This is a genomic window from Halalkalibacter sp. APA_J-10(15), from assembly GCF_023017105.1.
In the GTDB taxonomy this organism is placed as follows: Bacteria; Bacillota; Bacilli; order Bacillales; family Bacillaceae_D; genus Halalkalibacter.
Genome location: NZ_JALKEV010000010.1, coordinates 160,105 through 174,586, shown reverse-complemented (window position 1 = coordinate 174,586; position 14,482 = coordinate 160,105). Strand labels below are relative to the sequence as shown.

General features: G+C 42.4%; 14 protein-coding genes, 2 rRNA genes, 1 pseudogene and 1 riboswitch. Of the genes and pseudogenes, 16 read left to right on the top strand and 1 reads right to left on the bottom strand.

Features of this window, described 5'->3' with window-relative positions:
* The 3 genes and pseudogenes from MW695_RS13410 to MW695_RS23215 form a co-directional block, all read left to right on the top strand.
* Window positions 1-231, top strand: a 23S ribosomal RNA gene (locus MW695_RS13410); the annotation flags it as partial.
* Between the two features lie 185 nt (window positions 232-416).
* Window positions 417-532, top strand: a 5S ribosomal RNA gene (rrf, locus tag MW695_RS13405).
* A 169-nt stretch (window positions 533-701) separates the two neighbouring features.
* Window positions 702-920, top strand: a pseudogene (locus tag MW695_RS23215) (IS5/IS1182 family transposase); the annotation flags it as partial.
* Here MW695_RS23215 and MW695_RS13395 read toward each other — a convergent pair.
* Window positions 917-1,861 (bottom strand): agmatinase family protein, encoded by a 945-nt coding sequence (locus MW695_RS13395; protein WP_247105858.1) that lies wholly within the window; start codon window positions 1,859-1,861, stop codon window positions 917-919. The pseudogene MW695_RS23215 and the gene MW695_RS13395 sit on opposite strands and share 4 nt — an antisense overlap.
* A gap of 146 nt (window positions 1,862-2,007) precedes the next feature.
* On the opposite strand from MW695_RS13395, the gene MW695_RS13390 reads away from it, so the two are divergent.
* The 13 genes from MW695_RS13390 (at window position 2,008) to purN (ending at window position 14,454) form a co-directional block, all read left to right on the top strand.
* The gene (locus tag MW695_RS13390) at window positions 2,008-3,111 is read left to right on the top strand and encodes a type III polyketide synthase (protein ID WP_247105857.1); all 1,104 of its coding nucleotides are present in this window, start codon (window positions 2,008-2,010) and stop codon (window positions 3,109-3,111) included.
* The gene (locus tag MW695_RS13385) at window positions 3,108-3,665 is read left to right on the top strand and encodes an isoprenylcysteine carboxyl methyltransferase family protein (protein ID WP_247105856.1); all 558 of its coding nucleotides are present in this window, start codon (window positions 3,108-3,110) and stop codon (window positions 3,663-3,665) included. Before MW695_RS13390 ends, MW695_RS13385 begins: the two co-directional genes overlap by 4 nt.
* Window positions 3,666-3,793: 128 nt before the next feature.
* The gene (locus tag MW695_RS13380; protein ID WP_247105855.1) at window positions 3,794-4,003 is read left to right on the top strand and encodes an NETI motif-containing protein; all 210 of its coding nucleotides are present in this window, start codon (window positions 3,794-3,796) and stop codon (window positions 4,001-4,003) included.
* A gap of 76 nt (window positions 4,004-4,079) precedes the next feature.
* A riboswitch (purine riboswitch) is annotated at window positions 4,080-4,181 on the top strand.
* Between the two features lie 311 nt (window positions 4,182-4,492).
* Entirely contained in the window at window positions 4,493-4,978 is a 486-nt protein-coding gene (gene purE, locus MW695_RS13375; RefSeq protein WP_247105854.1) for a 5-(carboxyamino)imidazole ribonucleotide mutase, read from the top strand.
* Window positions 4,975-6,096 carry a 5-(carboxyamino)imidazole ribonucleotide synthase gene (gene purK / locus MW695_RS13370; RefSeq protein WP_247105853.1) on the top strand — a complete coding sequence of 374 codons (1,122 nt, stop codon included), beginning with the start codon at window positions 4,975-4,977 and terminating at the stop codon, window positions 6,094-6,096. The genes purE and purK overlap by 4 nt, the downstream gene beginning before the upstream one ends.
* Window positions 6,097-6,264: 168 nt before the next feature.
* A complete protein-coding gene (gene purB / locus MW695_RS13365) occupies window positions 6,265-7,563 on the top strand; it encodes an adenylosuccinate lyase (RefSeq protein ID WP_247105852.1) in 1,299 nt (432 codons plus the stop codon).
* A 21-nt stretch (window positions 7,564-7,584) separates the two neighbouring features.
* Window positions 7,585-8,307: a phosphoribosylaminoimidazolesuccinocarboxamide synthase gene (gene purC, locus MW695_RS13360; protein WP_247105851.1), complete on the top strand. Its 723-nt coding sequence runs from the start codon at window positions 7,585-7,587 to the stop codon at window positions 8,305-8,307.
* Window positions 8,295-8,546, top strand: a complete 252-nt coding sequence (purS, locus tag MW695_RS13355) for a phosphoribosylformylglycinamidine synthase subunit PurS (protein WP_247105850.1) — start codon at window positions 8,295-8,297, stop codon at window positions 8,544-8,546. Before purC ends, purS begins: the two co-directional genes overlap by 13 nt.
* The gene (purQ, locus tag MW695_RS13350; protein WP_247105849.1) at window positions 8,543-9,226 is read left to right on the top strand and encodes a phosphoribosylformylglycinamidine synthase subunit PurQ; all 684 of its coding nucleotides are present in this window, start codon (window positions 8,543-8,545) and stop codon (window positions 9,224-9,226) included. Before purS ends, purQ begins: the two co-directional genes overlap by 4 nt.
* Window positions 9,210-11,435, top strand: a complete 2,226-nt coding sequence (purL, locus tag MW695_RS13345; RefSeq protein ID WP_247105848.1) for a phosphoribosylformylglycinamidine synthase subunit PurL — start codon at window positions 9,210-9,212, stop codon at window positions 11,433-11,435. The genes purQ and purL overlap by 17 nt, the downstream gene beginning before the upstream one ends.
* Window positions 11,411-12,823 (top strand): amidophosphoribosyltransferase, encoded by a 1,413-nt coding sequence (gene purF, locus MW695_RS13340; RefSeq protein WP_247105847.1) that lies wholly within the window; start codon window positions 11,411-11,413, stop codon window positions 12,821-12,823. Before purL ends, purF begins: the two co-directional genes overlap by 25 nt.
* 21 nt (window positions 12,824-12,844) lie before the next feature.
* A complete protein-coding gene (purM, locus tag MW695_RS13335) occupies window positions 12,845-13,882 on the top strand; it encodes a phosphoribosylformylglycinamidine cyclo-ligase (RefSeq protein WP_247105846.1) in 1,038 nt (345 codons plus the stop codon).
* Window positions 13,879-14,454 (top strand): phosphoribosylglycinamide formyltransferase, encoded by a 576-nt coding sequence (gene purN, locus MW695_RS13330; RefSeq protein WP_247105845.1) that lies wholly within the window; start codon window positions 13,879-13,881, stop codon window positions 14,452-14,454. Before purM ends, purN begins: the two co-directional genes overlap by 4 nt.
* The last annotated feature ends 28 nt before the right edge of the window (window positions 14,455-14,482 follow it).

Genomic DNA, 14,482 nt, shown 5'->3' with positions numbered 1-14,482 from the left:
GATGGACACACCGCTGGTGTACCAGTTGTTCCGCCAGGAGCATCGCTGGGTAGCTACGTGTGGACGGGATAAGTGCTGAAAGCATCTAAGCATGAAGCCCCCCTCAAGATGAGATTTCCCATGGAGTGAATCCAGTAAGACCCCTTAGAGATGATGAGGTTGATAGGTCTGGTGTGGAAGCGTGGCGACACGTGGAGCTGACAGATACTAATCGGTCGAGGACTTATCCAAGAAATTCTGACGTGTTTCCTATTCATGATCTAGTTTTGAAGGAATCTTTCTTTCAACCATATAGTGAATAAAGAGAACCAAGACATTCGAGGAAGCAAAGAGGGAATGCCCGGAGCGTATGAGGAATACGTGAGGACATGAACGATGCAGCTGACGAAGGTCGACGGTTATCTGATGTTCAAAAGTCCGGTGGTGATAGCGAAGAGGTCACACCCGTTCCCATGCCGAACACGGTCGTTAAGCTCTTCTGCGCCGATGGTAGTTGGGGGCTTCCCCCTGTGAGAGTAGGACGTTGCCGGGCGAACAAGTACAATCCGATAGGGTTGTGCTTTTTTTATGTGGACAAATGGGAGTGCTCAAGGTGCAGAAGAGCACTATTCCGGAAGGAACAGCATCATCTGTGAAAGAGCGGATGGATTGCCGTGAAGAAGCATCAAGAAAAGCAACATGTCCCCCTGTGAGACGAATGGTTTATGAACCTCAAACAAAAGAATGGTTTACGTTGGACCAATCTGAAAGGGTTGGAAAAAAATCAATGCAGGCGATGCTTGTTTTTTCTACCATGACCTTAAAAAGTTAGCCAACTGGCACTGGGGAAACACCCACCCTCCAGTGTCACCAACAGAAAATAGAGGAAATAACGTAAAAATGCCTTTGAGACTTTTTTCTCAAAGGCATTTTGTCACTAGCTATTTTCTTTACTCCTAATATGTCCGGCAAGTGCATACAATGCAATCGTGGATGCAAAATGTGAAGATACATCAGTGGGGTCTTGCTGTGGATAGACTTCTACAAAATCCATTCCGATAATTCCCCGTTTCGTAAATTCATAAATAAGTGTAAGAAGTTCATAAGAGGTTAGCCCATTTCCATCAACGGGTCCTCCTGGATTAAAAGCGAAATCAAGCACGTCACTACATACACTTAAATAAACAATATCCGTATTCTGGCTTGCTAGTTCATAGATCGATTCAGCAAGTTCTCTTATGTTAGGTACTTCACGGATGTGATTAATGGTAAACGTTTTTGCGCCAGCTTCTTTGGCGAACCGACCACTCTCAGGTTTATTTCTTGGTCCGTGAATACCGGTATGGATCAAGCTTTCATTTACTACACCATCAAGCTCATACAACCTAGCAAAAGGGGTTGAGCGAGCATATTGATCCCCCTCATGGTGGGGCATATTATCATAATGGGCATCTAAATGGATAATACCTACCTTTTTGTTCGTTGTTTCAGTCAATGCTCTTACAATAGGATACGTAATGCCATGGTCCCCACCTAGAGCTAGTGGGAATTTATTCGTTTTCCATATACGTGAGGCAAATGTTTCAATCCGATTCATCGTTTCTTCCACATTAGCAGGTACAACGTCAACATCACCAAGGTCAGCTAACGATAAATGCTCAAACACGTCAATATCATCTAATTCAGGCAAGTAGCCACTGTATCGAGCAGAGCATAAGCGCATCACCTTTGGACCTAGTTCGCAGCCTGTATAATCTCCCCACGTAACTGCCCCTTCCCAAGGAACACCATAAATAAGGACATCTGCATCTTTAAAAGAATGCTCATTTGCAATTTCTGCACCTAGAAAAGGTGGTGTATTGCCGTATAACATCGAACCCATAGGACTCTCCTTTCGAATCATTCGTTTTTGATACTTTTCCCGAAATGAAGAGAATCAAACAAGAATATTTTAGAGGTTTACTTAATGAATATTTTACCAGCTACTAGGTGATACTACCTTTATCTATTTTTTCTAGGAGTGGAAATATGCCATTTATTGCTTCTGTTAGTCGATTAGAGCCTGAATATACATTAAACCAAGATACGACGACTGAATTTGCGCGTGAATTATTTCAAGAAGATTATCAAGATATCGAGCGTTTGTTGACTGTTTTTCAAAATGGACAAATCGATCAGCGTCAATTTGCCGTTCCAATTGAATGGTTTCAAAAGGAACACTCATTAAAGGAACGAAATGATCTCTATATAGAACTTGCGACCCAATATTCAGTTAAGGCCATTGAAAAATGCTTAAATCAACCCTTTTTCTTAAAAAGAACGATTGAGTATAAGCGGATTGATGCGATTGTTTGTGTCACGAGTTCCGGAATGTCTACCCCTAGTTTGGATGCGAGAATTATGAATCATCTGCCTTTTTCTCCACATACGAAACGAATTCCGTTATGGGGCTTAGGTTGTGCGGGAGGAACGGCAGGTGTGAGTCGAGCGTATGAGTATTGCCGTGCTTTTCCTGACCAAAATGTTCTTGTCGTATGCGTCGAGCTCTGTAGCTTAACGTTTCAAAGGAAGGATCGATCAAAAAGCAATCTCGTTGGAACGTCCTTATTTGCTGATGGTATTGCATGTGCGTTGATTTGTGGTGATGACTCAAGTGTGGGGAGTGACCTTAATCAAAAACGGTCCCCTTTTGTCGTCTCAACCGAATCAACATTAATGCCGCATTCTGAAGATGTGATGGGGTGGGCTGTGAAGGATTCTGGTTTACACGTTGTGTTTTCGAGAAGTATTCCAGCTATTATTCGTCAATGGCTACAGCCAACAGTCGTCTCTTTTTTGGACAAAGTAGGTTTGAAGATAGGAAATATTTCGGAGTTTATTGCTCATCCTGGTGGAAAAAAAGTACTAGATGCTTATATGGAAAGTTTACATATTAATGAAGCGTTATTGACAGAGTCTAAAGACGTTTTAAGGAAGCATGGTAATATGTCTTCGCCAACTGTTTTATATGTGCTTGAAAAAATAATGATGAAGGACCACCAAGAAGGGGAATATGGATTGATGGCTTCACTAGGCCCAGGATTTTGCTCCGAGATGGTACTTATGCAATGGGGAGGGATGAAGGAAGGATGATTGTATACCTATTCATTTTCTTTATTATCGCCCAACGTGTAATAGAAGTTATCATTGCTAAGAACAATGAACGATGGATGAAAGGGCAAGGAGGCTATGAAGTAGGCGGGGAGCATTATGTTTACATTGTAATCGTACATGTGATGTTCTTTGTCTCACTTTTGCTCGAGGTCACTGTAAGATCTCCGCAATTTTTCGTATGGTCGATTATTCCTTTTAGTTTCTTCATGATAGCACAAGTATGTAGAGGGTGGGCTTTGTCCTCATTAGGGCGCTTTTGGAATACGAGAATTATCGTTTTACCAGGTGCAAAGGTGAAGGTCAAGGGACCTTATCAATTTATTCGCCATCCTAATTATGTAATCGTCATCACAGAGCTGCTCATGCTTCCTCTAATGTTTCAAGCATATGTAACGGCCGTAGTCTTTACCATTCTTAATGGATGGGTGTTATCGATTCGGATTAAAGAAGAGGAGAAGGCCTTACGTGAGGCGACAGATTATGACGTACAATTTACACATAAAAAGCGATTTGTGCCAAAAGCTGATAAATGAGTATCTAAAATGGCATTGATAAAGTTTGGTTTTAACTTTTCGGTGTCCTTATTAGTACATCTTTTCATTCTACCTTATTAATGATAAGCTATTGAACAATTCATATATTAGGAAGGAATGGACTTGTATTGACAAAACAACGTAAGAAGAAATTTGAAGTTGAAGAAGGAGAAACAATAGAGCAATGCTTAGATCGTATGAAAAAGGAAGGCTATCAGCCGATGAGAAGGTTAGAGAAGCCGATATTTGAAGAACGAACTGAGCGAACAACGAAAGAATACGTACCAATTCGTCAGAAGATTGTGTTTGAAGGGGTTTTGACAGAAAACGAACAATAGCAGGAAATGGTTTTCTTAATGTTCGACATTTTATTGACATAATGAGCAGTTCCTTGTAAGATGTAGCTAGATGATTGAATAAAAGCGAAATAAACCTCATATATCATTGGAGATAGGGTCCAAAAGTTTCTACCCAGTTACCGTAAATGACTGGACTATGAGGAAAGGTCGTTGCACTTTGGAACTATGAAAGCGTAGAAGTTGCTTCCTTTCTCTCGAATATAGAGTGATAAAGTAAGCTTTTTCTATGCTTTTTTCTATGATTTTTTAAAAGAGCATGTTGAAAAATCACCAAAAACATGGCGATGGCTCCGTTCGCTACGTGTCTTCTGGTCAGAAAACCGCTCACCACAAGACTTTTAAAAGATGTAGCGACTACGCTCATTGCTTAGAGGTCATTCGAAAAGGGGAAAATAGCCTTTTTTGAACAGCCTCTAAAAAAGTGATTATTCATGAAAACATCTCAGAAGGAAAAGGGGCGAATAAAACGTGAATCCAGAAGTGGGCGTCATAATGGGAAGTACATCTGATTGGGATACAATGAAAGCGGCATGTGACGTGTTAGATGAGTTAAAGGTGGTCTATGAGAAAAAAGTTGTTTCGGCTCACCGGACACCGGATTTAATGTTTGAATATGCAGAACAGGCAAGAGAACGAGGGATAAAAGTCATTATAGCAGGCGCAGGAGGAGCTGCTCACCTTCCAGGTATGGTTGCGGCGAAGACGACGTTGCCTGTTATTGGCGTGCCTGTACAATCAAGAGCGTTACAGGGGCTTGATTCCTTATTATCGATCGTTCAAATGCCGGGTGGAGTTCCAGTAGCAACGGTTGCTATAGGAAAAGCCGGCGCGACAAATGCGGGTTTACTTGCAGCGCAATTATTAGGAGCCTTTCAACCAGAGGTACACAAGCGCTTAGAAGAACGTCGAGAGAAGACGAGACAAGCTGTCATTGAAAGCAGTGAACAACTATGAAGCGAATGATCAAACCAGGACAAACGATTGGTATTATTGGTGGGGGACAGCTTGGCCGAATGATGGCGATTGCAGCTAAGCAAATGGGTTATCGCATTGCTGTTTTGGAACCAGGTCAGGATTCGCCCTGTGGGCAGGTCGCTGACTATGTCATAGAGGCACCATATGATGATCGTGAGGCAGCGAAGAAGCTTGCCAAGATCTCAGATGTCATTACGTATGAATTTGAAAATATTGATAGTGAAACGGCAACATGGCTTACGGAGGAGGCAGATTTCCCTCAAGGAGCAGACGTATTACGGTTTACTCAGCATCGTCTATTAGAAAAGGAAACGATTCAATCGGTAGGCATTCCTGTTGCCCCTTTTCATGCCATACATTCGATTGAGGATACAGAAGGTGCTATAGAGGAGATCGGATTTCCTGCTGTTTTAAAAACCTGTCGTGGTGGATACGACGGAAAAGGTCAACGAGTTGTGAGAGATAAGAAACAATTAACAGAAGCAGCAAGTGAGCTATTGAAACAATCAGAATGTGTTCTTGAAGCGTGGATTCCATTTTCTCTTGAGCTTTCAGTGATCGTAACACGGTCTAGAAATGGAGAAACAGCTGTCTTTCCAGTAGCGGAGAATGACCATAAGGATAACATATTACACCGTTCATACGTACCAGCACGAGTGAATGATCAGGTGATTGAAGAAGCAAAGCGAATTGCTCTGACACTTGTGACGGAGTTAAATGTCGTTGGGACATTGGCGGTGGAGCTTTTCATGCTTGAGGATGGCAGATTATATGTCAACGAATTAGCGCCTAGACCACATAATTCTGGTCATTATTCTATTGAGGCTTGTGTGACATCACAGTTTGAGCAGCATATACGTGCTGTCTGCGGATTGCCACTTGGTTCAACTGATTTATTACGACCTGTCATTATGGAGAACATCCTTGGGGAGCATGTTGACATGGTTATGAAGGGGTTGCCTAATCTGAACGAAGCAAAGCTCCATTTATATGGGAAGTTTGAAGCAAAGGAAAAGCGGAAGATGGGTCATCTAACAGTGACAGCAGAATCATTAGAAGAAGCAGAAAGACAGCTTGAGCGTGTTATGAAGGAGTAACGAGGTTTGTTAAAAAGATAAGAAAGTATAAATTCTAGGCAGACTGCGTGAGAAGAACCGGAATAGCTGTCGGAGAAATTTAATGAAGAGCGTTGGATTCGCTCGTTACGTGTTTTTCTTAGAGGTATTCTGAACTGATAAATATAAATATGTGGAGGCTATGAACCTATGATCGAACGTTATACGCGACCTGAAATGGGATCAATCTGGACTGAGGAAAATCGTTATCAAGCGTGGCTTGAAGTTGAAATTGTTGCATGTGAGGCATGGGCTGAGCTTGGAGAGATTCCAAAGGAAGATGTGCAGAAAATTAGAGAAAATGCTAGCTTTGATGTGAACAGGATACTTGAGATTGAAGAAGAAACTCGTCATGACGTTGTCGCATTTACCCGTGCGGTTTCTGAAACGTTAGGTGAAGAGCGAAAGTGGGTTCATTACGGCTTAACGTCAACTGATGTGGTTGATACGGCTCTTTCCTATTTATTAAGGCAGGCTAATGACATTTTACTTGCCGACATCGAACGGTTTATTAATATTTTGAAAAACAAAGCACTTGAGCATAAATTTACGATTATGATGGGTCGTACTCATGGCGTTCATGCTGAGCCGACAACGTTCGGATTGAAGCTTGCCCTTTGGTATGAAGAAATGAAACGTAACCTAGAGCGTTTTAAGCATGCAGCAGAAGGCGTGCGCGTAGGTAAATTATCAGGAGCTGTTGGCACATTTGCGAATATTGATCCTGCAATTGAGGAGTTTGTTTGCAAAAAGCTAGGACTTCAAGCAGCGCCTATATCCACACAAACTCTGCAACGTGATCGTCACGCCGAATATATGGGAGCACTTGCTTTAATTGCGACATCAATTGAGAAGTTCGCAGTAGAAATTCGCGGTTTACAAAAGAGTGAAACGCGTGAGGTAGAGGAATTCTTTGCAAAAGGACAAAAAGGCTCGTCAGCTATGCCACATAAGCGTAATCCGATCGGCTCAGAAAATATGACAGGTCTTGCAAGAGTTGTTCGTGGACATATGTTAACGGCATATGAAAATGTACCGTTATGGCATGAGCGTGATATTTCTCATTCATCTGCTGAACGAATCATTTTACCTGATGCGACAATTGCGTTGAATTATATGCTAAACCGTTTCGGAAATATCGTGAAAAACTTGACTGTATTCCCTGATAACATGAAGCGTAATATGACACGGACGTATGGGTTAACTTACTCACAGCGTGTTCTGCTCACCCTGATTAATAAAGGAATGGTACGTGAAGAAGCATATGACCTTGTTCAGCCGAAAGCGATGGAAGCGTGGGAGAAGGGTGTTCAATTCCGTGAGCTAATCGAATCGGAGGAGCGCATTACGAGTGTACTATCACCTGCTGAAATTGAAGAATGCTTTAACTATGAACATCATATGAAGCATGTTGATACGATCTTTAGAAGAGTAGGTTTAGAAGACTAATAAATTCGGAGGTTCGATCTCATGAAAAAAGGCGACTTGCTTTACGAAGGAAAAGCGAAGAAGATCTACAAGACCGACAAGCCTGCTGAGCTTTGGATTGAGTATAAGGATGCAGCAACTGCATTCAATGGAGAGAAAAAGGAAACATTAGCTGGGAAGGCGCGTTTAAATAACGAAATTACGACGTTGATCTTTGATTATTTACAAAAAAATGGTGTAGAAAGCCATTTCATTAAACGTCTCTCTGAAACAGAGCAGCTCGTGAAGGAAGTAGAGATTATTCCCCTTGAAGTTGTTGTCCGAAATGTCGTAGCAGGAAGCTTATCAAAGCGTCTTGGAATCGAAGAGGGGACACAGCTACAAAAGCCAATAGTGGAATTTTACTATAAGGATGATGATTTAGGTGATCCACTCGTAACAGAGGATCATATTGCCATTTTAGATGTTGCGAAACCGGAAGATTTACTCGTTCTACGTGAAAAGGGACAAGAAGTTAATGAGCACTTAATCGCACTGTTTGATACGTTAAATGTTCGTTTAGTTGATTTTAAGCTAGAGTTCGGTCGTACGAAAGAGGGAGACATTTTACTAGCTGATGAAATTTCTCCTGATACTTGTAGGCTGTGGGATAAAGAGACGAATCAACGATTTGATAAAGATTTATTTAGACGAAATATTGGGAGTTTACAAGAAGGATATGAAGAAATCTTATCACGCTTAGGAGGCGCATCATGTACAAAGTAAAAGTATACGTTACGTTAAGAGAAAGTGTTCTTGATCCACAAGGAGGAGCAGTGAAGCGTGCCCTTCACACGAAAGGCTACAAGGAAGTAGAAGAAGTGAGAATTGGTAAGTACATGGAATTGACATTAGCAGATACATCTGATGTTGAGAAACGAATAGATGAAATGTGTTCAAAATTACTTGCGAATACTGTTATTGAAGACTATCGCTACGAAATCGAGGAGGGTGTTACTTCATGAAATTTGCAGTGATTGTCTTCCCAGGATCAAATTGTGATTCTGATATGTATCACGCGATTCGTGATGGTATTGGCGAAGAAGTAGAATATGTCCGTTACGATGAGACGTCACTTGAAGGCTTTGATGGCGTATTGCTACCAGGAGGTTTCTCTTATGGTGACTATCTCCGTTCTGGGGCAATTGCTCGCTTTGCACCGATTATGGATGAGGTTGTCGCTTTTGCCGAGGCAGGAAAGCCAGTATTAGGCGTATGTAATGGCTTCCAAGTGCTTCTTGAAGTCGGTCTGTTACCAGGGGCGATGAAGCGTAATGATGGACTGAAATTTATTTGTCGACCTACGAATTTGGTCGTTGAAAATAATGAGACGAAATTTACTTCTAATTATGGGCAAGGTGAGGTTATTAACATTCCTGTCGCACATGGTGAAGGGAACTATGAGTGTGATGAGGAAACGTTAACGAAGCTTGAAGAGCAGAAGCAAGTCGTATTCCGTTATGAGCAGCCGATTAACGGATCGAAAGCGAACATTGCTGGAATTGTAAACGAAGGTGGTAACGTATTAGGAATGATGCCACACCCAGAACGAGCGGTTGAAGCATTGCTTGGCCGTGAAGATGGATTAAGACTTTTTCAATCGATTGTGAAAAATTGGAGGGAATCTCATGTCACTACTTCTTGAACCAACAGCTGAGCGTGTGAAAGAGGAAAAGCTATACCGTGGAATGGGTCTTACGGATGAGGAATTTGCGATGGTTGAGGGTATTCTTGGACGTACCCCGAATTATACGGAAACGGGCATTTTCTCTGTTATGTGGTCGGAGCATTGTAGTTATAAAAATTCCAAAGTCGTCTTAAAGAAATTCCCAACTGAAGGAGAGCAAGTGTTGCAAGGGCCTGGAGAAGGTGCGGGAATTATTGATATCGGTGATGGACAGGCGGTTGTGTTTAAGGTAGAAAGTCATAATCATCCATCAGCGATTGAGCCATTTCAAGGGGCTGCTACTGGTGTTGGTGGGATTTTGCGTGACGTCTTCTCAATGGGAGCGCGTCCGATTGCATTATTGAATTCATTACGCTTTGGTGAGCTTGAATCAGAACGTGTGAAATATTTATTTGAGGAAGTTGTTGCAGGAATTGCTGGATACGGTAATTGTATGGGTGTTCCAACTGTTGGTGGAGAGATCCAATTCGATCCATGCTATGAAGCAAATCCACTTGTTAATGCAATGTGTGTCGGTTTAATTGATCATAAAGATATTCAAAAAGGTCAAGCAAAAGGTGTTGGTAATACCGTCATGTATGTAGGTGCTAGTACGGGGCGTGATGGTATTCACGGTGCAACCTTCGCCTCTGAGGAGCTTGGAGAAGATGCCGATGAGAAGCGTCCTGCGGTTCAAGTTGGCGATCCGTTTATGGAAAAGCTATTGCTTGAAGCGTGTCTAGAGCTCATTCAAAATGATGCGTTGGTAGGTATTCAAGACATGGGAGCTGCAGGCTTAACGTCTTCATCTGCAGAGATGGCAAGTAAAGCAGGCTCTGGAATTGAGATGAATTTAGATTTAATTCCACAACGTGAAAAAGGAATGACACCTTATGAGATGATGCTTTCAGAATCTCAAGAGCGTATGTTAATTGTCGTGGAAAAAGGTCGTGAGCAAGAGATTAAGGAGATCTTTGACCGTTGGGGTTTGCTTTCAGCAGAGGTTGGTCATGTGACTGACGATAAGCGCCTGCGTTTGCTTCATAAAGGTGAAGTTGTTGCAGACTTGCCAGTGGATGCTCTTGCTGAGGAAGCTCCTGTTTATCATAAGCCTTCTAAGGTGGCAGAGTACTATAAGAAGTTTCAACAGATGGAAAATAACGTACCTGTTATTCAAGATACGAAAGAAACATTCCTGCAATTGTTGAAGCAGCCAACGATTGCAAACAAAGAATGGGTTTACGATCAGTATGATTATATGGTGCAGACGAATACAGTTGTTGAACCAGGTTCTGATGCAGCAGTGTTGCGTGTGCGTGGTACTCGTAAGGCACTTGCGATGACGACAGATTGTAATTCTCGTTATATTTACCTTGACCCTGAAGTAGGTGGTCAGATTGCCGTTGCAGAGGCTGCGCGTAATATTATTTGCTCAGGAGCGAAGCCACTTGGATTAACAGATGGCTTAAATTATGGTAGTCCTGAAAAGCCAGAAATCTTCTGGCAATTAGAGAAATCAACAGATGGAATGAGCGAGGCGTGTCGTGTATTAAAAACACCTGTTATTGGTGGAAACGTTTCGTTATATAATGAGTCGCACGGTGTAGCCATTTACCCAACACCTGTTATCGGGATGGTAGGACTAGTTGAGGATGTTGATCATATTACGACCCAAGCGTTTAAACAGCCTGGGGATGTGATTTATCTTTTAGGTGAAACGAAGTCAGAATTTGGTGGTAGTGAGCTACAAAAGCTAGTGGATGGTGAGTTATCTGGGAAAGCACCAGTGCTTGATCTTGAAGAGGAAAAGCAACGTCAAGATCAGCTATTAACAGCTATTCAAAAAGGCCTCGTTCAATCAGCGCATGACGTGGCTGAAGGTGGGCTAAGTGTTGCGTTGGCAGAATGTATGACGTCTGGTTCGTTAGGTGCCGATGTAGTAGTAGCAGGTGATGCTGTTTCTGCGCTATTTGCTGAATCGCAATCTAGATTTGTCGTTACGGTTAGCCCGGATCAGGTAGCAGACTTCGAAGCATTGGTTTCTGGTACTAAGATTGGGGTTGTAACAGATACAGCTGTGTTAACGGTGAAAGGTGAAGAGCAACAAGTGATACTTGAAGCAACTCAAGAAGAAATTGTCGAGGCTTGGAAAGGAGCCATTCCATGTTTGCTGAAATCAAAGGCTTAAATGAAGAATGTGGTGTGTTTGCGATTTGGGGACATAAAGATGCAGCTCAACTAACGTATTATGGTCTTCATAGTTTACAGCATCGCGGTCAAGAGGGAGCAGGTATCGTCGTATCAGATGGCGAACAATTAACGATTCACAAAGGTCTAGGGCTTGTAAATGACGTATTTAGCCCGAATGATTTCAAAGAATTAAGTGGTCAGGCTGCAATCGGTCATGTTCGGTATGCCACTGCGGGAGGAGGAGGCTTTGCCAATGTGCAGCCTCTTATGTTCCGCTCACAAACAGGGAGCATTGCGATTGCTCATAACGGAAATCTTGTCAATGCAACAAGCATGAAGCACCAGCTAGAAGGTCAAGGGAGTATTTTTCAATCGACTTCTGATACAGAGGTTGTTGCGCATTTAATTAAGCGTAGTGGCTTTGCTTCTCTTGAAGAACAGTTTCGTAATGCGTTAACGATGCTAAAGGGTGCCTATGCGTTGGCAGTCATGAATGAGCAGCAATTAATGATTGCTCTTGATCCAAATGGCTTACGTCCATTATCTCTCGGGCGCTTAGGTGAAGCGTATGTCGTTGCATCTGAAACGTGTGCATTTGATATTATCGGTGCTGAGTATGTTCGAGAGGTTGAGCCAGGTGAGTTAATTGTCATTGATGAAAACGGTCTACGATCTCAACGTTTTTCGGGTTCATCTAACCGTGCTATTTGTAGTATGGAATATATTTATTTTGCTCGACCAGATAGTAATCTTGATGAGATTAATGTTCATACATCAAGAAAGAATTTAGGGAAACAGCTTGCCATGGAGTCACCAGTTGAGGCGGACGTTGTCACAGGTGTGCCAGACTCTAGTATTTCAGCTGCGATTGGATATGCTGAACAGTCTGGGATTCCGTATGAACTAGGGATGATTAAGAACCGTTATGTTGGTCGAACGTTTATCCAGCCTTCCCAAGAGCTACGTGAGCAAGGTGTGAAGATGAAGCTTTCCCCTGTTCGTGGAGTTGTTGAAGGGAAGCGTGTCGTGATGATTGATGATTCGATTGTACGTGGAACAACGAGTAAGCGAATTGTGAATATGCTAAGAGATGCTGGAGCTATTGAAGTCCATGTACGAATTAGCTCCCCACCTATTAAGCACCCTTGCTTCTACGGAATTGATACATCGACTTCAGGTGAATTAATTGCGGCTAATCATTCAATGGAAGAAATGCGTGAAATGATGGGAGCTGATTCCTTGGCGTTCCTTTCAACGGACGGGCTGATGGAAGGGATCGGTCGTACGGATGATTCACCGAATTGTGGTCAATGTTTAGCATGTTTCACAGGGAGCTATCCTACAGAGATTTATCCGGATACGTTACATCCTTATGCGAAGGTTTAGAAGAGAAGGGAGCCTGAATTGATGTCAGAAGCATATAAAAAAGCAGGTGTCAGCTTAGAAGCTGGCTATGAAGCAGTAGAGAGAATGAAAAGCCATGTGAATCGTACGAAGCGTCAAGGTGTGATCGGTGGACTTGGAGGCTTTGGAGGAATGTTTGACCTCTCCTCGTTAAACTTAAAGGAGCCTGTTCTCGTTTCTGGTACAGATGGAGTGGGAACGAAGCTGATGCTTGCTTTTATGATGGATAAGCATGACACGATTGGAATTGACGCTGTGGCGATGTGTGTGAATGACATTGTCGTTCAAGGGGCAGAACCTCTTTACTTCCTTGATTATATTGCATGTGGAAAAGCCGTTCCAGAGCGTTTAGAAGCGATTGTAAAGGGAGTCGCAGATGGCTGTGAACAAGCGGGCTGCGCTCTCGTCGGTGGTGAAACGGCAGAAATGCCTGGGATGTATAGTGAAGATGATTATGACATTGCTGGCTTTGCCGTTGGAGCTGTTGAGAAGAAAGAAATGATTTCAGGTGATAGGATTGAAGAAGGAAATGCTGTCATCGGTCTTGCCTCAAGTGGTGTTCATAGTAACGGTTTTTCACTTGTTCGCAAAATTTTTCTTCAAGATCATGGCTTTACACTTAAAGATACAATCGATGAACTAGGAAAATCATTAGGTGAGGAATTATTAATACCAACAAAGATATACGTCAAACCATTGCTAGCATGTATGAAGGAAATAGATGTTCGAGGAATGGCTCATATAACAGGTGGAGGCTTTTATGAAAATGTACCGAGAATGCTTCCTAACGGCTTAGGAATTCACATTAATCATGGTTCTTGGCCTGTATTGCCGATTTTTCATGCCCTCCAATCATACGGTAAGTTAACAGATGAGGAGCTTTTCTCAACTTTTAATATGGGGATTGGCATGGCAGTAGCTGTACCTGAGCAGGAAGCGGCTCGTGCCATTGAATTGTTGAATGAGCAGGGTGAAGATGCTTTCTTAATCGGGAAGGTCATAAAGGGTGAAGGAGTCACGATCGGAGGCATTAACGAATGAGAATAGCAGTGTTCGCTTCAGGTAGTGGAAGTAATGCTGAAGCTATAATTCAAGCAACAAAAAAGGGAACATTAGATGCAGAGGTTGCTCTCGTCGTTACAGACAAGCCAGGTGCGAAGGTCGTTGAACGAGCACAATCTTACGGCATTGATGTGTTTGCTTTTACTCCTAAGGATTACAATGGCAAAGCGGCATTTGAACAGGAGATCGTTTCTAAGCTAAAGGAGTATGACATTTCCTTTCTTGTTCTTGCTGGTTATATGCGTCTCGTTGGTGAGACATTATTAGAAGGCTATGAAGGGCGGATGGTGAACATTCACCCTTCATTGCTTCCTTCTTTCCCTGGGTTGGATGCGATAGGTCAGGCGTTTGATGCTAAAGTGAAAATCACAGGTGTTACGATTCATTATGTCGATTCTGGAATGGATTCGGGTCCTATTATTGCGCAAGAGTCTGTTCGCATTGAAGAGATGGATACAATTGAAACGTTACGTCAAAAGGTACAAGCAATAGAGCACACGTTATATCCAGAAACTTTGCAGAAGATTTTTACAAGTAAAGAGTACAAATGAGTTGATAGTAATTCTATTTGAAGGGGCG

Coding starts and splice junctions, on each gene's coding strand:
- purK (WP_247105853.1), top strand. CDS start 4,975: ATGAAGCGAATGATCAAACCAGGACAAACGATTGGTATTATTGGTGGG.
- MW695_RS13390 (WP_247105857.1), top strand. CDS start 2,008: ATGCCATTTATTGCTTCTGTTAGTCGATTAGAGCCTGAATATACATTA.
- purB (WP_247105852.1), top strand. CDS start 6,265: ATGATCGAACGTTATACGCGACCTGAAATGGGATCAATCTGGACTGAG.
- MW695_RS13385 (WP_247105856.1), top strand. CDS start 3,108: ATGATTGTATACCTATTCATTTTCTTTATTATCGCCCAACGTGTAATA.
- purF (WP_247105847.1), top strand. CDS start 11,411: ATGTTTGCTGAAATCAAAGGCTTAAATGAAGAATGTGGTGTGTTTGCG.
- purL (WP_247105848.1), top strand. CDS start 9,210: ATGTCACTACTTCTTGAACCAACAGCTGAGCGTGTGAAAGAGGAAAAG.
- purN (WP_247105845.1), top strand. CDS start 13,879: ATGAGAATAGCAGTGTTCGCTTCAGGTAGTGGAAGTAATGCTGAAGCT.
- purM (WP_247105846.1), top strand. CDS start 12,845: ATGTCAGAAGCATATAAAAAAGCAGGTGTCAGCTTAGAAGCTGGCTAT.
- MW695_RS13395 (WP_247105858.1), bottom strand. CDS start 1,861: ATGGGTTCGATGTTATACGGCAATACACCACCTTTTCTAGGTGCAGAA.
- purC (WP_247105851.1), top strand. CDS start 7,585: ATGAAAAAAGGCGACTTGCTTTACGAAGGAAAAGCGAAGAAGATCTAC.
- purQ (WP_247105849.1), top strand. CDS start 8,543: ATGAAATTTGCAGTGATTGTCTTCCCAGGATCAAATTGTGATTCTGAT.
- purS (WP_247105850.1), top strand. CDS start 8,295: ATGTACAAAGTAAAAGTATACGTTACGTTAAGAGAAAGTGTTCTTGAT.